Origin of the sequence: Sediminicoccus sp. BL-A-41-H5, assembly GCF_050632405.1 — a bacterium.
GTDB lineage: Bacteria > Pseudomonadota > Alphaproteobacteria > Acetobacterales > Acetobacteraceae > Roseococcus.
The window spans coordinates 4,523,223-4,541,547 of record NZ_CP192601.1; the positions used below are offsets into that span (position 1 = coordinate 4,523,223).

Sequence of the window (18,325 nt, forward strand, 5' to 3'; positions counted from 1 at the left end):
TCGGCCGTCAGGCTACTGGCAGCGCGATGGTGAAGGCCGTGCCGCCCGGGACATTGGCCGCGGTGAGGGTGCCGCCCATGTCTTGGATGATCCCGTAGCTGATCGAAAGCCCGAGGCCCGTGCCCTGGCCCACCGGCTTCGTGGTGAAGAATGGATCGAAGATGCGCGGCAGGACGTCCTCCGGGATGCCGCCCGCCGCGTCGCGCACTTCGAGCAGCACGCGGTCTGCCTCGCGCCACGCCCGCAGCCGGATGCGCCGTTCCGTCCCGCCACGCGGCGGCTGGGCATCATAGGCGTCGCAGGCATTGGCGACGAGGTTCATCAGGACCTGCTCCAGCGGAATGGCGATGCCGACCACCGCAGGCAGATCCGCCGCCAGCTCCAGCGTCACCTGCACGGAGGAGAGGGTGAGCTTGCTGTTGAGCAAGTCGAGCGCGGCATGGACGGCCTTGGCGAGGTCCATGGGGCCCGCGGGCAGGCTCTCGGCCCGGCCGAAGATGCGCATGTGGTCGATCAGGTTCGCCATGCGCGCGGTCTGACCGATGATCTTCTCCAGCCGCTCGCGCATCGGCGCCATGGCCGGGTCGGCGGTGTCGAGCTGCAGCAGCATGATGTCGGCCGCCATGCTGATGGTGGCGAGCGGCTGGTTCAGCTCATGCGCCATGCCGGTCGTCACCTCGCCCAGCTGGGCGAGCTTGGCGGAATGGGCGAGCTGCTCGGCGAGTTGCTTTTCGCGGGTGATGTCGGTCCAGATGCTCATCAGCTCCGGCACGCCCGCGCCGTTCACCTGGCCGCGCTGGATGCCGCGGATCCAGAGCCAGCGGCCATCCTTGTGCCGGAAGCGGAATTCGGTGGCGGATTCGGGGTGGCCGATGGTGGCGTCCGGCAGGGCCAAGATCCGGTCGCAATCCTCCGGGTGGGCATGTTCCTGGAACCATCCGAGCTGCGTCGCCTCGGCCGGGGTGAAGCCGGTCAGCGCCTCCAGCTGCGCCGAGGCGTAGCGGCGGAACCAGCGGCCATCGGGCTGCCGCTCGAAGCGGAACAGCACCCCCGGCAGCCGGGCCAGCATGGAATCGCGCTCGGCCAGGGCTTCGGCGCGGGCGAGCTCCGCCTCGCGCTCCAGCGTCACGTCGCGCTGGATGGAGACCCAATGGGTGAACCACCCCTCGCTGTCGGCCACGGGGGAGATCCGCAGGTCGGACCAGAAGGTGCTGCCATCCTTGCGGTAGGTCAGGACCGCCTGCCGGACCGGCTGCCATTTATTCAGGGCGTTGCGGATGTTGCGCCGGGCCTTGTTGGAGGTGCCGTGCCCCTGGAGCAGGCGGGGCGTCAGGCCCAGGACCTCGGCCTGGCTGTAGCCCGTCTCTCGCTCGAAGGCGGGGTTGGCATCTCGACGACGCGGCGCAGCAGGCGGGCCTGCTCCTCGTCGCGCAGGCGGCGCAGGATGGAGCGCAGCGCGGAGGCCGCCTGGTCCAGGAGGTGCGAGAGTTCGGTGAGGTCGGTCCGGCCCTCGCCCAGGCCGATGAGCAGGGCGAAGCTTTGCGCCTCCAGCTTGAAGGGCGAGACCATGATCGTGCGCAGGCCCCGCTCAGCGGCGGGGCCCAGGAGCGGGTTGGTCGCCCTGTCCTCGGTCGTCACATCCTCGACGAGGATCTGCCGGCCTTCGCTCAGGGCGCGCAGGGTGGGGGAGTTCGGCGCCGAGATCGTCTGGTTGCGCTGGGTTTTCAGCTCAACGGCGAAGGAGGACTCGCTCCAGCCGCCCAGGAAGCGGGCGCTGAGCGCGGGGCCCGTATTGCGTTGCCAGAGTTGGCAGGTCAGGGCCTGCGTGCGCCTCGCACAACGCCTGGGCGGCGGACCGGACCGAGCTTTCGAGATCGGCCGCCTCGGCTGCGACAGCCATCAGCCGCCGCATCAACTGGGCATCCCGCGCCACGCGGGCATGGCTGAGCGCGCCGCGGCGTTCCTCCAACCGCTCCATGACGATCCGCGCGAGGTCGAGCAGCGCCTCGCGCGTCGCATCCTGGGCGGTCCCACCGGGTGGGGGGCCGGGACGCTGGTCCAGGACGCAGAGGGCGCCCAGGACGGCGCCATGGGTGTTGACGAGGGGAACCGCCGGCCTGGAAGCGGAAGGCGGAGGATGGCTGGGCTGTCAGGACAGGCGCGGCGCGCTCGATGACCTGCAGCGCGAGGTGATCAAGCGCGAGGGCGGCGCTGGTCGCTTCCTCGCCCAGGGCGGTGAGCGGCCCGCCCGCCCGGAAGATGACGGCCCCCGCCGAGGCGTCGCAGAGGCGGAGCGCGAGCCGAAGGGCGCGCTCATGCTCTGGCTCGCTGCCTCCCGCCAGGAGGCCATGCGCTGCAAGCTCCGCCCCCCAATCCGGCTCGGTATCTTTCATTCCGTCGACTTTCCGAGGCCGTTTCGCCTCCAATCCAGCCAACCACGGCCGAATTGCGCCCGCGTGCAAGCGGGTCGCCCGGCCTCAACCGGCTGCCAGCGCCACTTCGATCAGCCGTTCCAGCACCTCCGGCTCCTGCGCGCCGGCGATGGCGTGCTCGCCATCCACCAGGAAGCAGGGGACGCCGTTGATGCCGAGGCGGTGGGCACGGAGGTTCTCCAGATGGACCCATTCCGTCTCGCCGGCGCCGCCCAGCAGGCGAAGGGCGGCGGTCTGGTCGAAGCCTTCCTCGCCGGCCAGCATGGCGAGGGTGGCGTGCTGGCCGATATCGAGCCCCTCGCAGAAATACGCGGCGAAGAGACGCTCCACCAGGCGATCCACGGGCGCATGCCGGCCAGCCCAGCGCAACAGCCGGTGCGCGTCGAGGCTGGCCGGGATGCGGCGCAGCAGGTCGAAGCGGAAGGCGATTCCCTCCGCGCGGCCGAGTTCGGTGATGGTCCCGTGCAGCCGGCGCGCGCGGTCCTCGCCGCCGAACTTGCGGGCGAGCCAGTCCTGGCGGGGGATGCCCCCGGGGGCGATCTCGGGGTTCAGCAGGAAGGGGCGCCATTGCAGCTCGGGCTGCAGGTCATGCCGCTCGGCCAGGACCCGCATCAGGCGGCGGATGCCCAGGTAGCACCAGGGGCAGACCAGATCGAAGACGATCTCGACCGAGAGCCGCGGGCGTGGTGGCGCAAGAATGTTCACGCGTGCATGCTACAGGCTTCCGGCGTGTCTCGGCAAAGGGTGGATGATGGAGAGCAAGGAGCAACTGGCGCGGCTGGTTGGGTTCATCGCGGCCGGCGCGCTGGCGGCCGGCTGCTTCCTGGTGCTCAAGCCCTTCATCTCGGCCCTGATGTGGGCCGTGATCCTCGTCTTCTGCACCTGGCCCGCCTACCGCTTCCTGACCGACCGGTTGCGCCTGGGGGCGGGGATGGCCGCCGGCGTGATGGTGACGGCGGAATTCCTGCTGATCGGCTTGCCGCTGGTGTTTGCCACGCCGGTCCGGCGCGAGGATATCGAGGGCATCCGCAACTGGCTGGTCCGCGTCTTCAGCGAGGGCCTGCCCGATCTCTCGGGCGTCTTCCTGCTCATCCCCCTGGCCGGGCCTTATCTGAATGACTGGTGGCAGGCGCTGGCGGGCGATGCCTCGCACCTCGTCGCCACCATCCGGCCCTATGCGGGGGACATCGCGCAATTCGCGCTCTCGCTGCTGCTGGGGCTGCTCTCGGGCGTGGCCGAGATGCTGATCGCGATCCTGCTCGCCTTCTTCATCTATAGAGATGGGCCGGCGCTGGCGAAGGGCGCCTATGGGCTGCTGGAGCGCCTGGCGGGCGCGCGGGCCGCGCATCTGTGGGAACTGACGGGCAATGTCACGCGCGGGGTGGTCTATGGCATGCTGGGCACGGCGGTGGCCCAGGGCTTCATGACCTTCTTCGGCCTCTGGATCTCGGGCGTGCCGCAGCCGGTGCTGCTGGCGGTGATCGCGGGCGTCATCTCCATCCTGCCGGTGGGGGCGCCGCTGGTCTGGATCCCGGCTTCGATCTGGCTGCTGGCGACCGGCAGCATCGGCTGGGGCATCTTCCTGGCGCTCTACGGGGGGCTCGGCATCTCCTCGGTGGACAATGTGATCCGGCCCTGGTTCATCTCGCGCGGCGCCGACCTGCCCCTGCTGCTGACCATCCTGGGCGCCTTGGGCGGCGTGCTGGCCTTCGGCTTCCTCGGCCTGTTCCTGGGGCCTGTCCTGCTGGCGCTGGGCTATACGCTCATCAAGGAATGGGCCCTGGGCGTCCGGGAAGAGGCTTCCCCCGGGGCGCATCCGCCCGTATAGCGGCGCTTTCCGGCCGGAGCGGCCTGGGGTTCGGGAGACATCAATGAAGGCTCTGTGGCGGGCCGCGATCCTGGTCGCGGCGCTGATGGTGGGTGTTGCCGAGGCGCGGACCGTGCGCTGGGCGGCGAGCGGCGATCCGAACACGATGGACCCGCACAGCCAGAATGTCGGCACCGTCACCATGGTGCTGCAGCAGATCTATGACGCGCTGATCAGCCGCAACCCGCAGCTCGGCCTCGAGCCCGGCCTGGCCACCGCCTGGCGGCAGGAGGAGCCGACGCGCTGGCGCTTCACGCTGCGCCCGAACGTGCGCTTCCATGAGGGCGAGGCCTTCACCAGCGACGACGTGGTGTTCAGCATCACCCGCGCCCTGCAGCCCACCAGCAATTTCGGCATCTTCGTGGACACGATCGACCGCGCCGTCGCGGTGGACGCGCTGACGGTGGACATCATCACGAAGGCGCCGGACCCGATCCTGCCGAACAAGCTCGCCTCGGTCTTCATGATGTCCCGCAGCTGGAGCGAGCGGAACAACGCGGCGCGCCCGCAGAACACCCGCCAGCGCGAGGAGATGTTCACGGTCCGCAACACCAATGGCACCGGCGCCTTCCGCCTCCAGGCGCGGGAGCCCGATGTGCGCACCGTGCTGGCCCGCAACCCCGACTGGTGGGGCTGGCAGGTGCCGAGCAACAACGGCAACGTCACCGAGATCATCTTCCGCCCGATCGCGAGCGACGCGACGCGCGTGGCGGCGCTGCTGTCGAACGAGATCGATTTCGTGATCGACCCGCCGCTCCAGGACCTCGCCCGCCTGCGCAACGCCCAGGGCCTGCGCGTGCTGGAGGGGCCGGAGGTCCGCACCATCTTCCTGGCGATGGATGTGGCCCGCGACGAGCTGCTCTATTCCGACGTGCGCGGCCGCAACCCGCTGCGCGACATTCGCGTGCGGCGCGCGCTCTATCACGCGATCGACATCCAGGCGATCCATCGCACCATCATGCGCAACCAGAGCGTGGTGACCGGCACCCTCTTCCCCGAGCAGGTGCAGGGCTATTCGCGCGAGGAGGATGTGCGCCTGCCCTATGACCAGGCCCGCGCCCGCGCCCTGCTGACCGAGGCGGGCTATCCCAACGGCTTCGAGATCACGCTCGACTGCTCCAACAACCGCTACATCAATGACGAGCAGATCTGCCAGGCGATCGTCGCCATGTGGGCGCGGGTCGGCATCCGGGCGCGGCTGAACGCCATGCCGCTCGGCCCCTTCTTCGCCAAGATCCAGCGTGATGACACCAGCCTCTACATGCTGGGCTGGGGTGTTCCGACGCTCGATGCGCTCTATTCCTTCCAGTCCCTGCTGGCGACGCGCAACGGCGCGCAGGGCGACGGCATCTGGAATTATGGCCGCTATTCAAACCCGCAGATGGACGCCCTGATCCAGCGCATGAAGACCGAGACGGGCGAGGCGCGCAACGCCACGATCCGCGAGGCGCTGCGCCTCTACCGCGAGGACGTGCCGCACATCCCGCTGCATCACCAGATGATCCCCTGGGCGATGCGGGCCACCATCACCATCCCGCACATGGCCAACAACCAGCCCTATTTCCGCTGGGCCGTGGTGAACTGAGGCCGCATGTTCTCCTTCATCGTCTCCCGCATCCTCCAGGCGCTGCCGGTGATGTTCGTGGTCTCGCTCATCAGCTTCGCCATGTTCGCCTATGTGGGTGACCCCGTCGCGATCATGCTGGGCCAGGACTTCACCGAGGCGCAGCGCGAGGCGCTGGTGCGTGACCTTGGTCTCGACCAGCCCTTCTTCGTGCAATTCGCGACCTTCCTCGGCAATGCCGTGCAGGGCGAGTTCGGCCTCTCCTACCGGCTCTCCCGCCCCGTGGCGGAGCTGATCGCCGAGCGCGCGCCGGCGACGCTGGAGCTGGCGCTGACGGCCGCCTTCCTGGCGCTGGCGATCGGGGTGCCGATGGGGGTCTATACCGGCCTCTACCGCAATTCCTGGCTCTCCCGCTTCTTCCTGACCTTCAGCCTGGTCGGCGTCTCGCTGCCGACCTTCCTGATCGGCATCCTGCTCATCCTCACCTTCTCCGTCTGGCTCGGCTGGCTGCCGAGCTTCGGGCGCGGGGATGTGACGCGGATCGGCTGGTGGAGTTCGGGCTTCTTCACCTGGTCGGGCATCAAGGCGCTGATCCTGCCGGCCATCACGCTGGGCCTCTTCCAGCTGACGCTCATCATGCGCCTCGTGCGCTCCGAGATGATGGAGGTGCTGCGGACCGACTACATCAAGTTCGCCCGCGCGCGGGGCCTCAGCAACCGGGCCATCAATTTCGGCCATGCGCTGAAGAACACGCTGGTGCCGGTGATCACCATCGCCGGCCTGCAACTGGGCGGCATCATCGCCTTCGCCATCGTGACCGAGACGGTGTTCCAGTGGCCCGGCATGGGGCTCCTCTTCATCCAGAGCGTGGGCGCGGCCGACATCCCGGTCATGGCGGCCTATCTGATGCTGATCGCGCTCGTTTTCGTGACGATCAACCTGATCGTGGATCTTCTCTATTACGCGGTGGACCCCAGGCTGCGCGTCGGCCGCGGGAAGGGGCACTAAGCGATGAAAGCCTTCTTCGACTCCGACCTCTGGTGGAGCTTCACCCGCTCGCCCATCACGGTGCTCTCGGCAATCGTCGCCTTCATCTGCATCGCGGGCGCGGTGCTGGCGCCGGTGTTGGCGCCGCACAACCCCTTCGACCTCGCCTCGCTCCAGCTCATGGACGCCTTCAAGCCGCCGGCCTGGTCCTCCGAGGGCGATGCGACCTATCCGCTCGGAACGGATGACCAGGGGCGGGACATGCTCTCGGCCATCATGTACGGCGCGCGCGTCTCGCTGCTGGTGGGCTTCGCGGCGGTGATCTTCTCGACCCTGGTGGGTGTGACGGTCGGCCTGCTGGCCGGCTATCTCGGCGGCAAGGTGGATGCGCTGCTGATGCGCATCGCTGACATCCAGCTGACCTTCCCCTCCATCCTCGTGGCATTGCTGATCGACGGCGTGGTGCGCGCGGTGCTGCCGCGCGAGACGCATAGCGAGGTGGCGCTCTTCGTCGTCATCTTCGCGATCGGCATTTCCAACTGGCCGCAATTCGCCCGCACCGTCCGCGGCTCCACGCTGGTGGAGCGCAACAAGGAATATGTGCAGGCAGCGCGCGTCATCGGGCTTTCGCCACTGCGCATCATGCGCAGCCATGTGCTGCCCAATGTCATGTCACCCGTGCTCGTGATCGCAACGCTGAACCTCGGCTTCGCCATCCTGGCGGAGGCGACGCTGAGCTTCCTGGGCGTCGGCGTCCCGCCGACCCAGCCCTCGCTCGGCACGCTGATCCGTATCGGCAATGACTTCCTGTTCTCCGGCGAGTGGTGGATCACGATCTTCCCCGGTGTCGCGCTGATCGTGATGGTGCTCTCCGTGAACCTGCTGGGCGACTGGCTGCGCGACGCGCTGAACCCGAGGCTGCGCTGATGAGCCTTCTTCAAGTCAAGAATCTCCGCGTTGAATTCCCGACGCGGCGCGGCACGCTGGTGGCGCTGGACGATGTCTCCTTCGAGATCGCGCCTGGCGAGGTGCTGGGCGTGGTGGGTGAATCCGGCGCCGGCAAGTCCATGACGGGTGCCGCCATCATCGGCCTGCTGGAGCCGCCCGGCCGCATCGCCAAGGGCGAGATCCTGCTGGAGGGGCGGCGCATCGACAACCTGCCCTATGAGCAGATGCGCCGGATCCGCGGCCGCGAGATCGGCGCGATCTTCCAGGACCCGCTGACCACGCTGAACCCGCTCTACACCATCGGCCGTCAGCTGGTGGAGACGATGACGACCCACCTGCCCATCACCCCCGCCGAGGCGCGGGAGAAGGCGATCGGCTGGCTGGAACTGGTCGGCATTCCGGCGGCGCGGGAGCGCATCGACAGCTACCCGCATGAGTTCTCCGGCGGCATGCGCCAGCGCGTGGTGATCGCGTTGGCGCTGTGCGCCGAGCCCAAGCTGATCGTGGCCGACGAGCCGACGACGGCGCTCGATGTCTCCATCCAGGCGCAGGTCATCGCCATGCTGAAGACCCTGGCGCGCGAGAAGGGGACGGCGATGATGCTCGTCACCCATGACATGGGGGTGATCGCGGAAACCGCGGACCGCGTGGCCGTCATGTATGCCGGCCGCATCGCCGAGATCGGGCCCGTGCGCGAGGTGGTGCGCCAGGCCCGCCACCCCTATTCGCAGGGGCTGATGGGCTCGATCCCGCCCCTCGACCGGCGGGTGGAGCGGCTGCAGCAGATCGATGGCGCCATGCCGCGGCTGACGGCCATACCCCAGGGCTGCGCCTATAACCCGCGCTGCCCGAAGGTCTTCTCCCGCTGCGCGGTGGAGCGGCCGGATCTGATGGATGCGGGCACCACCCGTGCCGCCTGCTGGCTTTATGCGGAGGGCCAGTCGTGACTGCCACCCCGATGATCGCGGCCGAGGATGTCGCGCGGTATTTCGACGTCTCCAAGCCCCTGATCCAGCGCCTTGTCGCGCGCGAGGGCAAGCGCACGCTGCGCGCGGTGGACGGCATTTCCTTCGATATCCCGAAGGGCACCACTCTCTCGCTGGTGGGCGAGAGCGGCTGCGGCAAGTCCACCGTCGCGCGGCTCATGGTGGGCCTCTACCCCACCACGCGCGGGCGCGTGATGTTCGACGGGCAGGATCTGTCGCAGGCGCGCGCCGATTCCAAGCAGCGCAGCCGCATGCAGATGATCTTCCAGGACCCCTACGCCTCGCTCAATCCGCGCTGGCGCGTGGTGGACATCGTGGCCGAGCCGATCCGCGCCTTCGGCCTGATCGAGGACAAGCAGGCGATCCTCACGCGCGTCGGCGAATTGCTGACGCAGGTGGGCCTCTCGCCGCTCGATGGGCAGAAATACCCGCATGAATTCTCGGGCGGGCAGCGCCAGCGCATCTCCATCGCCCGCGCGCTGAGTTCCAACCCGGAATTCCTTGTCTGCGACGAGCCCACCTCGGCGCTCGACGTCTCGGTGCAGGCGCAGATTTTGAACCTGATGAAGGAACTGCAGTCCCGCCTCGGGCTCACCTTCCTTTTCATCAGCCACAACCTGGCCGTCGTGCGCCAGGTGAGCGACCGCATCGGCGTGATGTATCTGGGCAAGCTGGTGGAGTTGTCGCCGGCGGAGAGCCTCTTCCAGCAGCCGCGCCACCCCTATACGCGCGCCCTGATGGAGGCGATCCCGGACCTGGAGATGACGGGCCGGCAGCGGATTCCGGTGGGGGGCGAGGTGCCGAGCCCCATCTCGCCGCCCTCGGGCTGCACCTTTCACCCGCGCTGCCCGCTCGCCAATGCGCGCTGCAAGGCCGAGGTGCCGGTGATGAAGCCGGCGGGCGATGCCATGGTGGCATGCCACGCGGTCGAGGAGGGGCGGGGCTGAAACAAGCCCCGCGGAACCTTGGCCCGGCTCTTCGGTTCCTGGGATATGAGCATACGACATACCCCTGACTCCCGTTCCGGCAGCGGCATCGTGGATGCCATGGACCGGCATGGCCCGCGCATCACGGAGGGCTGGAGCGGCGAGCGCGCCGTCCTGATTCCCGCCTTGGTGGTCGCGGCGGTGGCTGTGGCCGCGATGGCCTATCTCGAACACCTGTACTGAGGCAGGCCGCCATCGGCCGGGTCGATCTGCCCAGGCCGGCGTCATGGCGGGCCGCCAGCGCGCGTTTTTTCATGGCGTGAAAATTGCACAGCTTCCAGGGACACGATCCCTGGAGGTCCTGATGCGCCTGGCGTTCCTGCTTGCCGCCTTCACCCTTCTCGCGCTGCCGGCCGCCGCCTTTCCCGATCGGCCCGTCACGCTCGTCATCCCCTTCGCGCCCGGCGGGCCGACCGACACGACGGGGCGCCTGGTCGCCGAGGGGCTGAGCCAGCGCCTCGGCCAGCGCTTCGTCGTCGAGAATGTCTCGGGCGCCGGCAGCAGCATCGGCTCGGCCCGCGTGGCGCGGGCGGCGCCGGATGGGCATGTGCTGCTGGTGAACCATCTGGCACTGCCGGGCAGCGCCGCGCTGCAGGCGAACCTGCCCTATGACACCGCCACCGCCTTCGCGTCGGTGGGCCTCATCAACTACGGCCCGATGATCCTGATCGGCCGGCGGGACCTGCCCGCACGCGACGTGGCCGCCGCCTTCGCCTGGATGCGGGCCGGGGGCGAGCGCGTGACGCTTGGCCATGCGGGAACCGGGTCGGCCCTGCATCTCTGCGGGCTCTTGATCCAGCATCGCCTGGGCACGCGCTTCACCGAGATCGGCTATCGCGGCAGCGCGCCAGCCTTCCAGGACATGCTGGGCGGCCGGGTGGATGTGATCTGCGACATTTCCACCACCGGCCTGCCGCAGGTGAATGCGGGCGCCGCCCGCGCCTTCGCCGTCACCACCCGCGCGCGGCTGCCCGCGCTGCCCGATGTGCCGACGCTGGCGGAATCCGGCTTCGAGGGCTTCGAGCTGGTGCTGTGGAACGCGCTCTTCGCGCCGGCCGGCACTCCGCGTCCGGTCATCGAGCGGTTGAACACGGCGCTCCGCGAGGTGCTGGCCGACCCTGTCATTCGCGAGCGCTTCGCGAGCTTCGGCAGCGCCATCTTCCCGCCCGCCGAGCAGACGCCCGAGGCGGCTGAGTCGCGGCTGCAGGCCGAAATCGTCGCGATCCGCGACACGGTGCGGGCGATGGGGGTGCAGCCGGAGCGTTAGGGCCTGATCGCCTTGGGCCCGTGCACCAAAGGCGTGAATCAGCCCCGGCCCAGGCAGGCTCCCGAATCCGGGCCGGCCAGGCCGATCTTCAGCGCGCGCACGCGTTGCGCGCTGCTGCCATGGGTGAAGCTTTCAGGCGCCACATGGCCGCGGGCCTGCTGCTGGAGGCGGTCATCGCCCACCGCCGCCGCTGCGGCCAAGCCTTCCTCGATGTCGCCCTGCTCCAGGATGCGCCGCGTCTCATGCGCCTGGCGCGCCCAGAATCCGGCCAGGCAATCCGCCTGCAGCTCCGTCCGCACCGAGGCCGCATTGTCCCGCCCGCCGCCGAGACGGCCCAACAGGTTCTGCACATGGTGGCCCACCTCATGCGCGATGACATAGGCCTGGGCGAAATCCCCCGGCGCGCCCATGCGTTGCGCGAGGTCGCGGAAGAAGGCGAGGTCGAGGTAAACGCGACGGTCACTCGGGCAGTAGAAGGGCCCCATGGCCGATTGCGCCACGCCGCAGCCCGACTGCACCGCGCCCGAGAAGAGCACGAGGCGCGGCGGCTCGTAGCGCTGGCTGTGGCGGGCGAATTCGGCTGACCAGACATCCTCCGTGCTCGCCAGCACGCGGCTGACGAAGCGCGCCGCCGGATCGTCGCGCGGCGGTGCCTGGGCGGCCTGCTGCGTGACGGGCGCCTGGCCGGTCTCCAGCATGGAGAGCACCACGCCCGGGTCCACGCCCAGCAGCAGCGAGATGACGACGACGGCGACAAGGCCGAGCCCGCCGATCCGCGCGCCACCCCCGAAGCCGCCACGGCCGGCGCCGCGCCGGTCCTCGAGGTTGCGGCTCTCGCGTTCGTCATCCATTCGCATCGGCGCAGGCTCCTGCGCGCCGGGGTCAGACGCGCTCGAGGATGCTCACATAATTGGCGACGGCCGCACCCCCCATGTTGAAGACGCCGCCGATTTCGGCGCGCGGGAGCTGCATGGCGCCCGCCTCGCCGGTGAGCTGCATGGCGGCGAGCGCGTGCATCGAAACGCCGGTGGCACCGATCGGATGCCCCTTGGCCTTGAGCCCGCCCGAGCGATTGACCGGCAGGCGGCCATCCTTGCGGGTCCAGCCCTCCAGGATGGCGCGGCTACCCTGACCCTCCGGCGTCAGGCCCATCGCCTCGTATTCGATGAGCTCGGCCACGGTGAAGCAGTCATGCGTCTCGGCGAAGGAGAGGTCGGCGAGCTTGAGGCCCGAGGCCGCGAAGGCCCGGGCCCAGGCCTCCCGCGCGCCCTCGAAGCGGATGATGTCGCGCCGCGCGATGGGCAGGAAGTCATTCACCTGGGCCGTGCCGCGGAAGCGCACGGCGCGCCGCGCGGTGGCGGCGACATCGCCCTCGGCGATGATCAGCGCGGCCGCGCCATCCGAGACCAGGCTGCAATCGGTGCGCTTCAGGGGGCGGGCGACGAAGGGGTTCTTCTCGCTCTCATGGCGGCAGAACTCGTAGCCGAGATCCTTGCGCATCTGGGCATAGGGGTTGTCCACGCCATTCGCGTGGTTCTTGGCGGCGATGGCGGCCAGCGCGTCCGAGCTGTCGCCATGGCGCTGGAAATAGGCCTCGGCGATGCGGGCGAAGACGCCGGCGAAGCCCGCCTCGATCCCCGCCTCGGTCTTGAGGTGCGAGGCGGAGAGCAGGATCTCGCCCACGCGCGGCCCGGGGGTGGAGGTCATCTTCTCCACACCGATGACCAGCGTGATGCGGCCACGCTTCGCACCCAGGAAATCCAGCGCGCCATGGATGGCGGCGGTGCCGGTGGCGCAGGCATTCTCGAAGCGGGTGGCCGGCTTGAAGCGGAGCTCGGGCACGGCCTGGAAGACCAGGGAGGAGGGGAAGTCCTGTGCCTGGAAGCCGCCATTGAAGGTGCCGAGGAAGACGGCATCCACCTCATGCGGATCGAGGCCCGCATCGGCGATGGCTTCGCGCGCCACCAGGCCGATCAGCGCCTCGGCGTCGGGCGCCTCCTCCAGCTTGCCGAAGCGGCTATGCGCCCAGCCGATGATGGCGGCGTCATGTTGCGATGCGGTCATGGCAGCTTTCCTCTCGTTTCGGGGGAAGTTAGGCCAGGGGAGGGGGGCGCCGCCAGTGCTGCCTGTGGTGACGCTTGGTCCGGACATGTTGCAAAAAAACAACAGATGGCGAATTCGTTAAGCGATGCATTTCCGAAAAGGTCTTGAACGGCGTTTGACGTTGACCATATCTGCACTCGTCGGGCGCTGGTTCAGCCCCGACAGCTTTGCCTTCCTCAACCTTGACTTGGCCGCTCCGCAAGGAGCGGCTTTTTTTTCGCCATTCCACCCCAGGTGGTGAATGGGCCGGACAAGCCGTCAGTCGGGAACCATCAGGCTGACCGCCGCCTGGCAGGCGATGCCCTCGCCACGGCCCGGAAAGCCCAGGCGCTCGGTGGTCGTCGCCTTCACGCCGATGCGCCGCTCTTCCACGCCCATGATGCCGGCGAGGCGCGTGATCATCGCCCCCGCATGCGGGCCGATCTTGGGCTGCTCGCAGATCAGGGTGACGTCGGCATTGACCAGCATGCCGCCCCGGGCGCGCACGCGTCCCATGGCGTGCACCAGGAATTGCGCGCTGTCGGCATCGCGCCACTTCATCTGCGAGGGCGGGAAGTGGCGGCCGATATCGCCCTCGGCCAGCGCGCCGTAGATCGCGTCGCAGAGCGCGTGGATGCCGACATCGGCGTCGGAATGGCCATCGAGGCCGAGTTCGTGCGGGATGGTCACGCCGCAGAGGATCAAGGGGCGGCCGGGCACCAGGCGGTGCACGTCGAAGCCGGTGCCGATGCGCGGCAGCAGCCGCGGCTGAAGGGTGGATTCCACGCGGGCCAGATCCTCCGGGAAGGTGATTTTCACGTTGCTCTCATGGCCCGGCACCAGGGCCACGCTCTCGCCGATCCATTCGAGGAGCTGCGCGTCATCCGTGGCCTCGGCCGTCGCGGCGTCATGAGCGGCGCGGAGCGTCTCGAAGCGGAAGGCCTGGGGCGTCTGCGCGCGGAACAGGCCGGCGCGCGGCACCGTCTCGCCGATCACGCCCGCCTCGCCGCGCTTCAGCGTGTCGGAGACGGGCTGGGCGGGGATGGCGCCGGCGCGGGCTTCGAGGGCGGCGAGCAGGGCAGGGATGGTGCCCGGCGGGATCACCGGCCGGGCCGCGTCATGCACCAGGACGGCACCGGGCGTGAGCGGGGCCAGGGCGGCGAGGCCCGCCTTCACGCTCGCCTGGCGCGTGGCGCCGCCGATGACGGGGGGACGGTGCGGCAGCCCCTCCAGCATGGCGGTGATGCGTGCCTCCTCGCCCGCGGCGCAGACGGGCTGGAGGATTGCGACATGCCCGCCGGCCAGCAGCGCCTCCGCCGCCACCCGCAGCACAGGGCGGCCCAGAAGCAGGGCATATTGCTTGGGTTCGGGGGCGCCGAAGCGCTCGCCGCGCCCGGCGGCCAGGAGAAGGGCTGCGATCATCGTGCCGCTGGAATAGGCCATATCGGCGGGCACGGGAATTGAGGGCGAGAAATCTCGCCCGGCGATACGCGCGCCGTGGACGCGGGGCTCGGTTTTGCGTATGCCTGCCCAAATGATGAGCAACCGCCTCCGGCCCATCTCGCTTGCGCGCGATGTGACCATCGAAACGCCCGTGATCCTCGCACCCATGTCGGGCGTGACGGACCTGCCCTTCCGCCGCCTCGCGCGGGCCGAGGGCACCGGGCTCGTGGTGAGCGAGATGATCGCCTCCGCCGCGATGATCCGTGAGAACCGGCAGAGCCTGAAGATGTGCGACGTGACCGATCCCTCTGGGGATGAGCTGGGCGGCCCCTCCTCGGTCCAGCTCGCCGGCTGCGATCCGGCGGTGATGGCCGATGCGGCGCGCCTCGTCGTGGACAAAGGGGCGGCCATCGTCGACATCAATTTCGGCTGCCCGGTGAAGAAGGTGGCCGTCGGCCAGAGCGCCGGCTCCGCCCTGATGCGCGATGAGTTGCGCGCGGCGGCCATCCTGGAGGCGGTGGTGAAGGCCGTGCCGGTGCCGGTCACGCTCAAGATGCGCATGGGCTGGGATCACCAGAGCCTGAATGCGCCGAAGCTCGCCCGCATCGCCGAGGAATGCGGCATCCGCCTCGTCACCATCCATGGCCGCACGCGGCAGCAGCTCTACACCGGCGTGGCGGATTGGGATTTCATCGCCTCCGTGAAGGCGGCGGTGAGCATTCCCGTCATCGCCAATGGCGACATCGTCACCGTGGACAATGCGCTGGACGCGCTCACCCGCTCGGGCGCCGATGGCGTGATGATCGGGCGCGGCTGCTATGGCCGGCCCTGGTTCCCCCGCCAGGTGGCGGCCTTCCTGCGCGAGGGCATCCGCCTGCCGGATCCGACGCTGGAGGAGCAGCTCGCCATCCTGCTCAAGCATTACCGCGCCATCCTGGAGCATCACGGCGAGGGGGTGGGGGTGCGCATGGCGCGCAAGCATGTCGCCTGGTATTCGCGCGGCCTGCCCGGCAGCGCCGAGTTCCGTGCCCTGGTGAACCGGGTGGAGATGGGCGAGGCGGCGGAGTCGCTCATTCTGGGCTTCTACGGCCCGCTCATCGAGCGCGGACACGCGCCGGCCCAAGAGCCCTGGCGGGAAGCGGCATGACCGGCGTGATCAGCCGCGTGGCCGCCTTGGCGCGCCGCCCGCGGGCCCTGGCACCGCCCGACAGCGCCGCCATCCTGCAGGCCCTGCCCATGCCGGCCGTGGTGCTGGATGGGGAGGATCGCTTCCGCTTCGTGAACCCCGCGGCGGAGCTCTTTTTCCAGCAATCCCAGCAGACGCTGATGGGCGTGCAGCTGGCCGAGCTGCTGCCGGCCGATCATCGCCTCTTCGCCCTGCTGCACCAGATCCGCCTGCAGGACAGCCCGGTGGCGGATCACGATCTCTCCCTGGAAAGCCCGCGCCTGCACCGGCATGGGGTCTCCGTCTATGGCGCCCCCATGCCCGATCTCCCCGGCGGCGTGGTGCTGACGCTGCAGGATGGCTCCACCGCCGCCATGCTCGACCGGCAGCTGCATTTCCTGGGCGCCGCGCGGGGTGCGACCGCCATGGCGGCCATGCTGGCGCATGAGGTGAAGAACCCGCTTTCCGGCATCCGTGGCGCCGCGCAATTGCTGGAGCAGGGCGCCTCCGAGGGCGACCGCGAGCTTTGCCAGCTCATCCAGGAGGAAAGCGACCGCATCCGCAACCTCGTGGACCGGATGGAGATGTTCTCCGACCGGCCGATCACGCGCCGCGCGGTGAACATCCATTCGGTGCTGGACCATGTGCGCCGCGTCGCGCAGACGGGCTTCGCCTGCCATCTGCGCATCGTCGAGGAATACGATCCGTCGCTGCCCGCCGTCTGGGGGGACCGGGATCAACTCATCCAGATCCTGCTCAATCTCGTGAAGAATGCCTCCGAGGCGCTGAGCGACGGCTCGGGTTCGGGCGGCAGCGGCGAGATCCTGCTCTCCACCGCCTATCACCACGGCGTACGCATCGCGGTGCCGGGCAGCAGCGAGCGCGTGCATCTGCCGCTCCAGGTGATCGTGCGTGACAACGGGCCGGGCATCCCCGAGGCGCTGCGCTCGACGCTCTTCGAGCCTTTCGTGACCACCAAGCGGGGCGGGCAGGGGCTCGGCCTCGCGCTCGTGGCGAAGCTCGTCTCGAACCATGGCGGCCTGATCGAATGCGACAGCCGCCCCGGCCGCACCACCTTCCGCTTGTCCCTGCCGGCCCAGCCGCCCAATCTCCGTGGGGACCAGGCGGCGAACGAGAGTGACGAATGACCGATTCCCGCACCATCCTGATCGCCGATGACGACCGCGCGATCCGCACCGTCCTGTCCCAGGCGCTGACGCGCGCCGGGTACAATGTCCGCGCGACCTCCTCGGCCTCCACGCTCTGGCGCTGGGTCGAGGATGGCGAGGGCGACCTCGTCGTCACCGACGTCGTGATGCCGGATGAGAACGGGCTCGACCTGCTGCCGCGCATGAAACGCATCCGCCCCGATCTGCGCGTGGTGGTGATGTCGGCGCAATCCACCTTCACCACGGCGGTGAAGGCGGCGCAGCGCGGCGCCTTCGAATACCTGCCCAAGCCCTTCGACCTGAAGGAACTGCTGAACGTCGTCGAGCGCGCCCTGGCGCAGCCCGCGACCGCCCTGCCGGAAGAGGAGGAGGGCGAGGCCGGCGAACGCCTGCCGCTGGTGGGCCGCAGCACGGCGATGCAGGAGATCTACCGCACGGTGGCCCGCCTCACGACGGCCGACCTCACGGTCATGGTCACGGGCGAGAGCGGCACGGGCAAGGAGCTGATCGCGCGTGCGCTGCATGACTATGGCAAGCGCCGCCAGGGGCCCTTCGTGGCCATCAACATGGCGGCGATCCCGCGCGAGCTGATCGAGAGCGAGCTCTTCGGCCATGAGCGCGGCGCCTTCACCGGCGCGCTGACCCGCGGCGTGGGCCGCTTCGAGCAGGCGGCCGGCGGCACGCTGTTTCTCGACGAGATCGGCGACATGCCGGCCGAAGCGCAGACCCGACTGCTGCGCGTGCTGCAGGAGGGCGAGTTCACGACCGTGGGCGGCCGCCAGCCGGTGAAGGCCAATGTCCGCATCGTGGCGGCGACGCACCGTGACCTGCGCGCCTCGATCCGCGCCGGCCTGTTCCGCGAGGACCTGTTCTATCGCCTGAACGTGGTGCCCATCCGCCTGCCGCCCCTGCGCGAGCGGACCGAGGACATCCCCCTGCTGGCCCGCCATTTCCTGGAGCGGGCCCGCGCCTCGGGCCTGCCCATGAAGTCGCTCAGCAACGAGGCGCTGGAGCGGCTGAAGCGCCACGCCTGGCCGGGCAATGCGCGTGAGCTGGAAAACCTGATGCGCCGCCTCGCCGCCCTCTACCCGCAGGAGACGATCGGCGAGGAGGCGGTGGCCGCCGAACTCGCCGAGGCCGAGGCGCCCTCCGACGGCGCGCCGCGCTCCAGCGAGACGCTGGAACAGGCGGTGGAGCGGCACCTCAAGATCTTCATGGCGGCGCACAAGGATGGCATCCCCATCCGCGACCTGCATGACCGCGTGATCTCGGAGGTGGAGCGCCCGCTTCTGCGCCTCGCTCTCAGCGCCACGCGCGGCAACCAGATCAAGGCGGCGGCGTTGCTGGGCCTCAATCGCAACACGCTCCGCAAGAAGCTGCGCGACCTCGAATTGCCGGTCGTCCGCGGCCTGTCGTGAGCACACCCTGA

At 69.4% G+C, this 18,325-nt stretch carries 17 protein-coding genes; 11 read left to right on the plus strand and 6 right to left on the minus strand.

Features of this window, described 5'->3' with window-relative positions:
• Nucleotides 1-7 precede the first annotated feature (7 nt).
• From ACQ860_RS22215 to ACQ860_RS22225, 3 genes are all read right to left on the minus strand, one after another.
• Nucleotides 8-1,339, minus strand: a complete 1,332-nt coding sequence (locus ACQ860_RS22215) for a PAS domain-containing sensor histidine kinase (RefSeq protein WP_431305805.1) — start codon at nucleotides 1,337-1,339, stop codon at nucleotides 8-10.
• Nucleotides 1,330-1,638 carry a hypothetical protein gene (locus ACQ860_RS22220; RefSeq protein WP_431305483.1) on the minus strand — a complete coding sequence of 103 codons (309 nt, stop codon included), beginning with the start codon at nucleotides 1,636-1,638 and terminating at the stop codon, nucleotides 1,330-1,332. Before ACQ860_RS22220 ends, ACQ860_RS22215 begins: the two co-directional genes overlap by 10 nt.
• An 839-nt stretch (nucleotides 1,639-2,477) precedes the next feature.
• Complete coding sequence (locus ACQ860_RS22225) at nucleotides 2,478-3,137, minus strand: DsbA family oxidoreductase (RefSeq protein WP_371819099.1); 660 nt, start codon at nucleotides 3,135-3,137, stop codon at nucleotides 2,478-2,480.
• A 43-nt stretch (nucleotides 3,138-3,180) separates the two neighbouring features.
• Here ACQ860_RS22225 and ACQ860_RS22230 point away from each other — a divergent pair, with 43 nt between their 5' ends.
• The 8 genes from ACQ860_RS22230 (at nucleotide 3,181) to ACQ860_RS22265 (ending at nucleotide 11,037) form a co-directional block, all read left to right on the plus strand.
• Nucleotides 3,181-4,260, plus strand: coding sequence for an AI-2E family transporter (locus ACQ860_RS22230; RefSeq protein ID WP_431305484.1), 1,080 nt, complete (start codon nucleotides 3,181-3,183; stop codon nucleotides 4,258-4,260).
• Between the two features lie 43 nt (nucleotides 4,261-4,303).
• Complete coding sequence (locus ACQ860_RS22235) at nucleotides 4,304-5,884, plus strand: ABC transporter substrate-binding protein (protein WP_431305485.1); 1,581 nt, start codon at nucleotides 4,304-4,306, stop codon at nucleotides 5,882-5,884.
• 6 nt (nucleotides 5,885-5,890) lie between these two features.
• On the plus strand, nucleotides 5,891-6,871 hold the full coding sequence (locus ACQ860_RS22240) for an ABC transporter permease (RefSeq protein ID WP_431305486.1): 981 nt from the start codon (nucleotides 5,891-5,893) through the stop codon (nucleotides 6,869-6,871).
• 3 nt (nucleotides 6,872-6,874) lie between these two features.
• Complete coding sequence (locus tag ACQ860_RS22245; RefSeq protein ID WP_431305487.1) at nucleotides 6,875-7,777, plus strand: ABC transporter permease; 903 nt, start codon at nucleotides 6,875-6,877, stop codon at nucleotides 7,775-7,777.
• Nucleotides 7,777-8,745: an ABC transporter ATP-binding protein gene (locus ACQ860_RS22250; protein WP_431305488.1), complete on the plus strand. Its 969-nt coding sequence runs from the start codon at nucleotides 7,777-7,779 to the stop codon at nucleotides 8,743-8,745. Before ACQ860_RS22245 ends, ACQ860_RS22250 begins: the two co-directional genes overlap by 1 nt.
• The gene (locus ACQ860_RS22255) at nucleotides 8,742-9,731 is read left to right on the plus strand and encodes an ABC transporter ATP-binding protein (protein WP_431305489.1); all 990 of its coding nucleotides are present in this window, start codon (nucleotides 8,742-8,744) and stop codon (nucleotides 9,729-9,731) included. The genes ACQ860_RS22250 and ACQ860_RS22255 overlap by 4 nt, the downstream gene beginning before the upstream one ends.
• Before the next feature lie 18 nt (nucleotides 9,732-9,749).
• The gene (locus tag ACQ860_RS22260) at nucleotides 9,750-9,953 is read left to right on the plus strand and encodes a hypothetical protein (protein WP_431305490.1); all 204 of its coding nucleotides are present in this window, start codon (nucleotides 9,750-9,752) and stop codon (nucleotides 9,951-9,953) included.
• Between the two features lie 121 nt (nucleotides 9,954-10,074).
• A complete protein-coding gene (locus ACQ860_RS22265; RefSeq protein ID WP_431305491.1) occupies nucleotides 10,075-11,037 on the plus strand; it encodes a tripartite tricarboxylate transporter substrate-binding protein in 963 nt (320 codons plus the stop codon).
• Between the two features lie 38 nt (nucleotides 11,038-11,075).
• On the opposite strand, the gene ypfJ is transcribed toward ACQ860_RS22265, so the two are convergent.
• The 3 genes from ypfJ to ispD all read right to left on the minus strand — a co-directional run bounded on the left by ypfJ (nucleotide 11,076) and on the right by ispD (nucleotide 14,562).
• Entirely contained in the window at nucleotides 11,076-11,894 is an 819-nt protein-coding gene (gene ypfJ, locus ACQ860_RS22270; RefSeq protein WP_431305492.1) for a KPN_02809 family neutral zinc metallopeptidase, read from the minus strand.
• A 25-nt stretch (nucleotides 11,895-11,919) separates the two neighbouring features.
• Nucleotides 11,920-13,101, minus strand: coding sequence for an acetyl-CoA acetyltransferase (locus ACQ860_RS22275; RefSeq protein ID WP_431305493.1), 1,182 nt, complete (start codon nucleotides 13,099-13,101; stop codon nucleotides 11,920-11,922).
• 297 nt (nucleotides 13,102-13,398) lie between these two features.
• On the minus strand, nucleotides 13,399-14,562 hold the full coding sequence (gene ispD / locus ACQ860_RS22280; protein WP_431305806.1) for a 2-C-methyl-D-erythritol 4-phosphate cytidylyltransferase: 1,164 nt from the start codon (nucleotides 14,560-14,562) through the stop codon (nucleotides 13,399-13,401).
• A 91-nt stretch (nucleotides 14,563-14,653) separates the two neighbouring features.
• Between ispD and dusB the strand changes: the two genes are divergently transcribed.
• From dusB to ntrC, 3 genes are read left to right on the plus strand one after another with little or no spacing between them, the layout of a single operon-like run.
• Nucleotides 14,654-15,709 (plus strand): tRNA dihydrouridine synthase DusB, encoded by a 1,056-nt coding sequence (gene dusB / locus ACQ860_RS22285; protein WP_431305494.1) that lies wholly within the window; start codon nucleotides 14,654-14,656, stop codon nucleotides 15,707-15,709.
• Nucleotides 15,706-16,875 carry a two-component system sensor histidine kinase NtrB gene (locus ACQ860_RS22290; protein ID WP_431305495.1) on the plus strand — a complete coding sequence of 390 codons (1,170 nt, stop codon included), beginning with the start codon at nucleotides 15,706-15,708 and terminating at the stop codon, nucleotides 16,873-16,875. Before dusB ends, ACQ860_RS22290 begins: the two co-directional genes overlap by 4 nt.
• Nucleotides 16,872-18,314 (plus strand): nitrogen regulation protein NR(I), encoded by a 1,443-nt coding sequence (gene ntrC, locus ACQ860_RS22295; RefSeq protein ID WP_431305496.1) that lies wholly within the window; start codon nucleotides 16,872-16,874, stop codon nucleotides 18,312-18,314. Before ACQ860_RS22290 ends, ntrC begins: the two co-directional genes overlap by 4 nt.
• The last annotated feature ends 11 nt before the right edge of the window (nucleotides 18,315-18,325 follow it).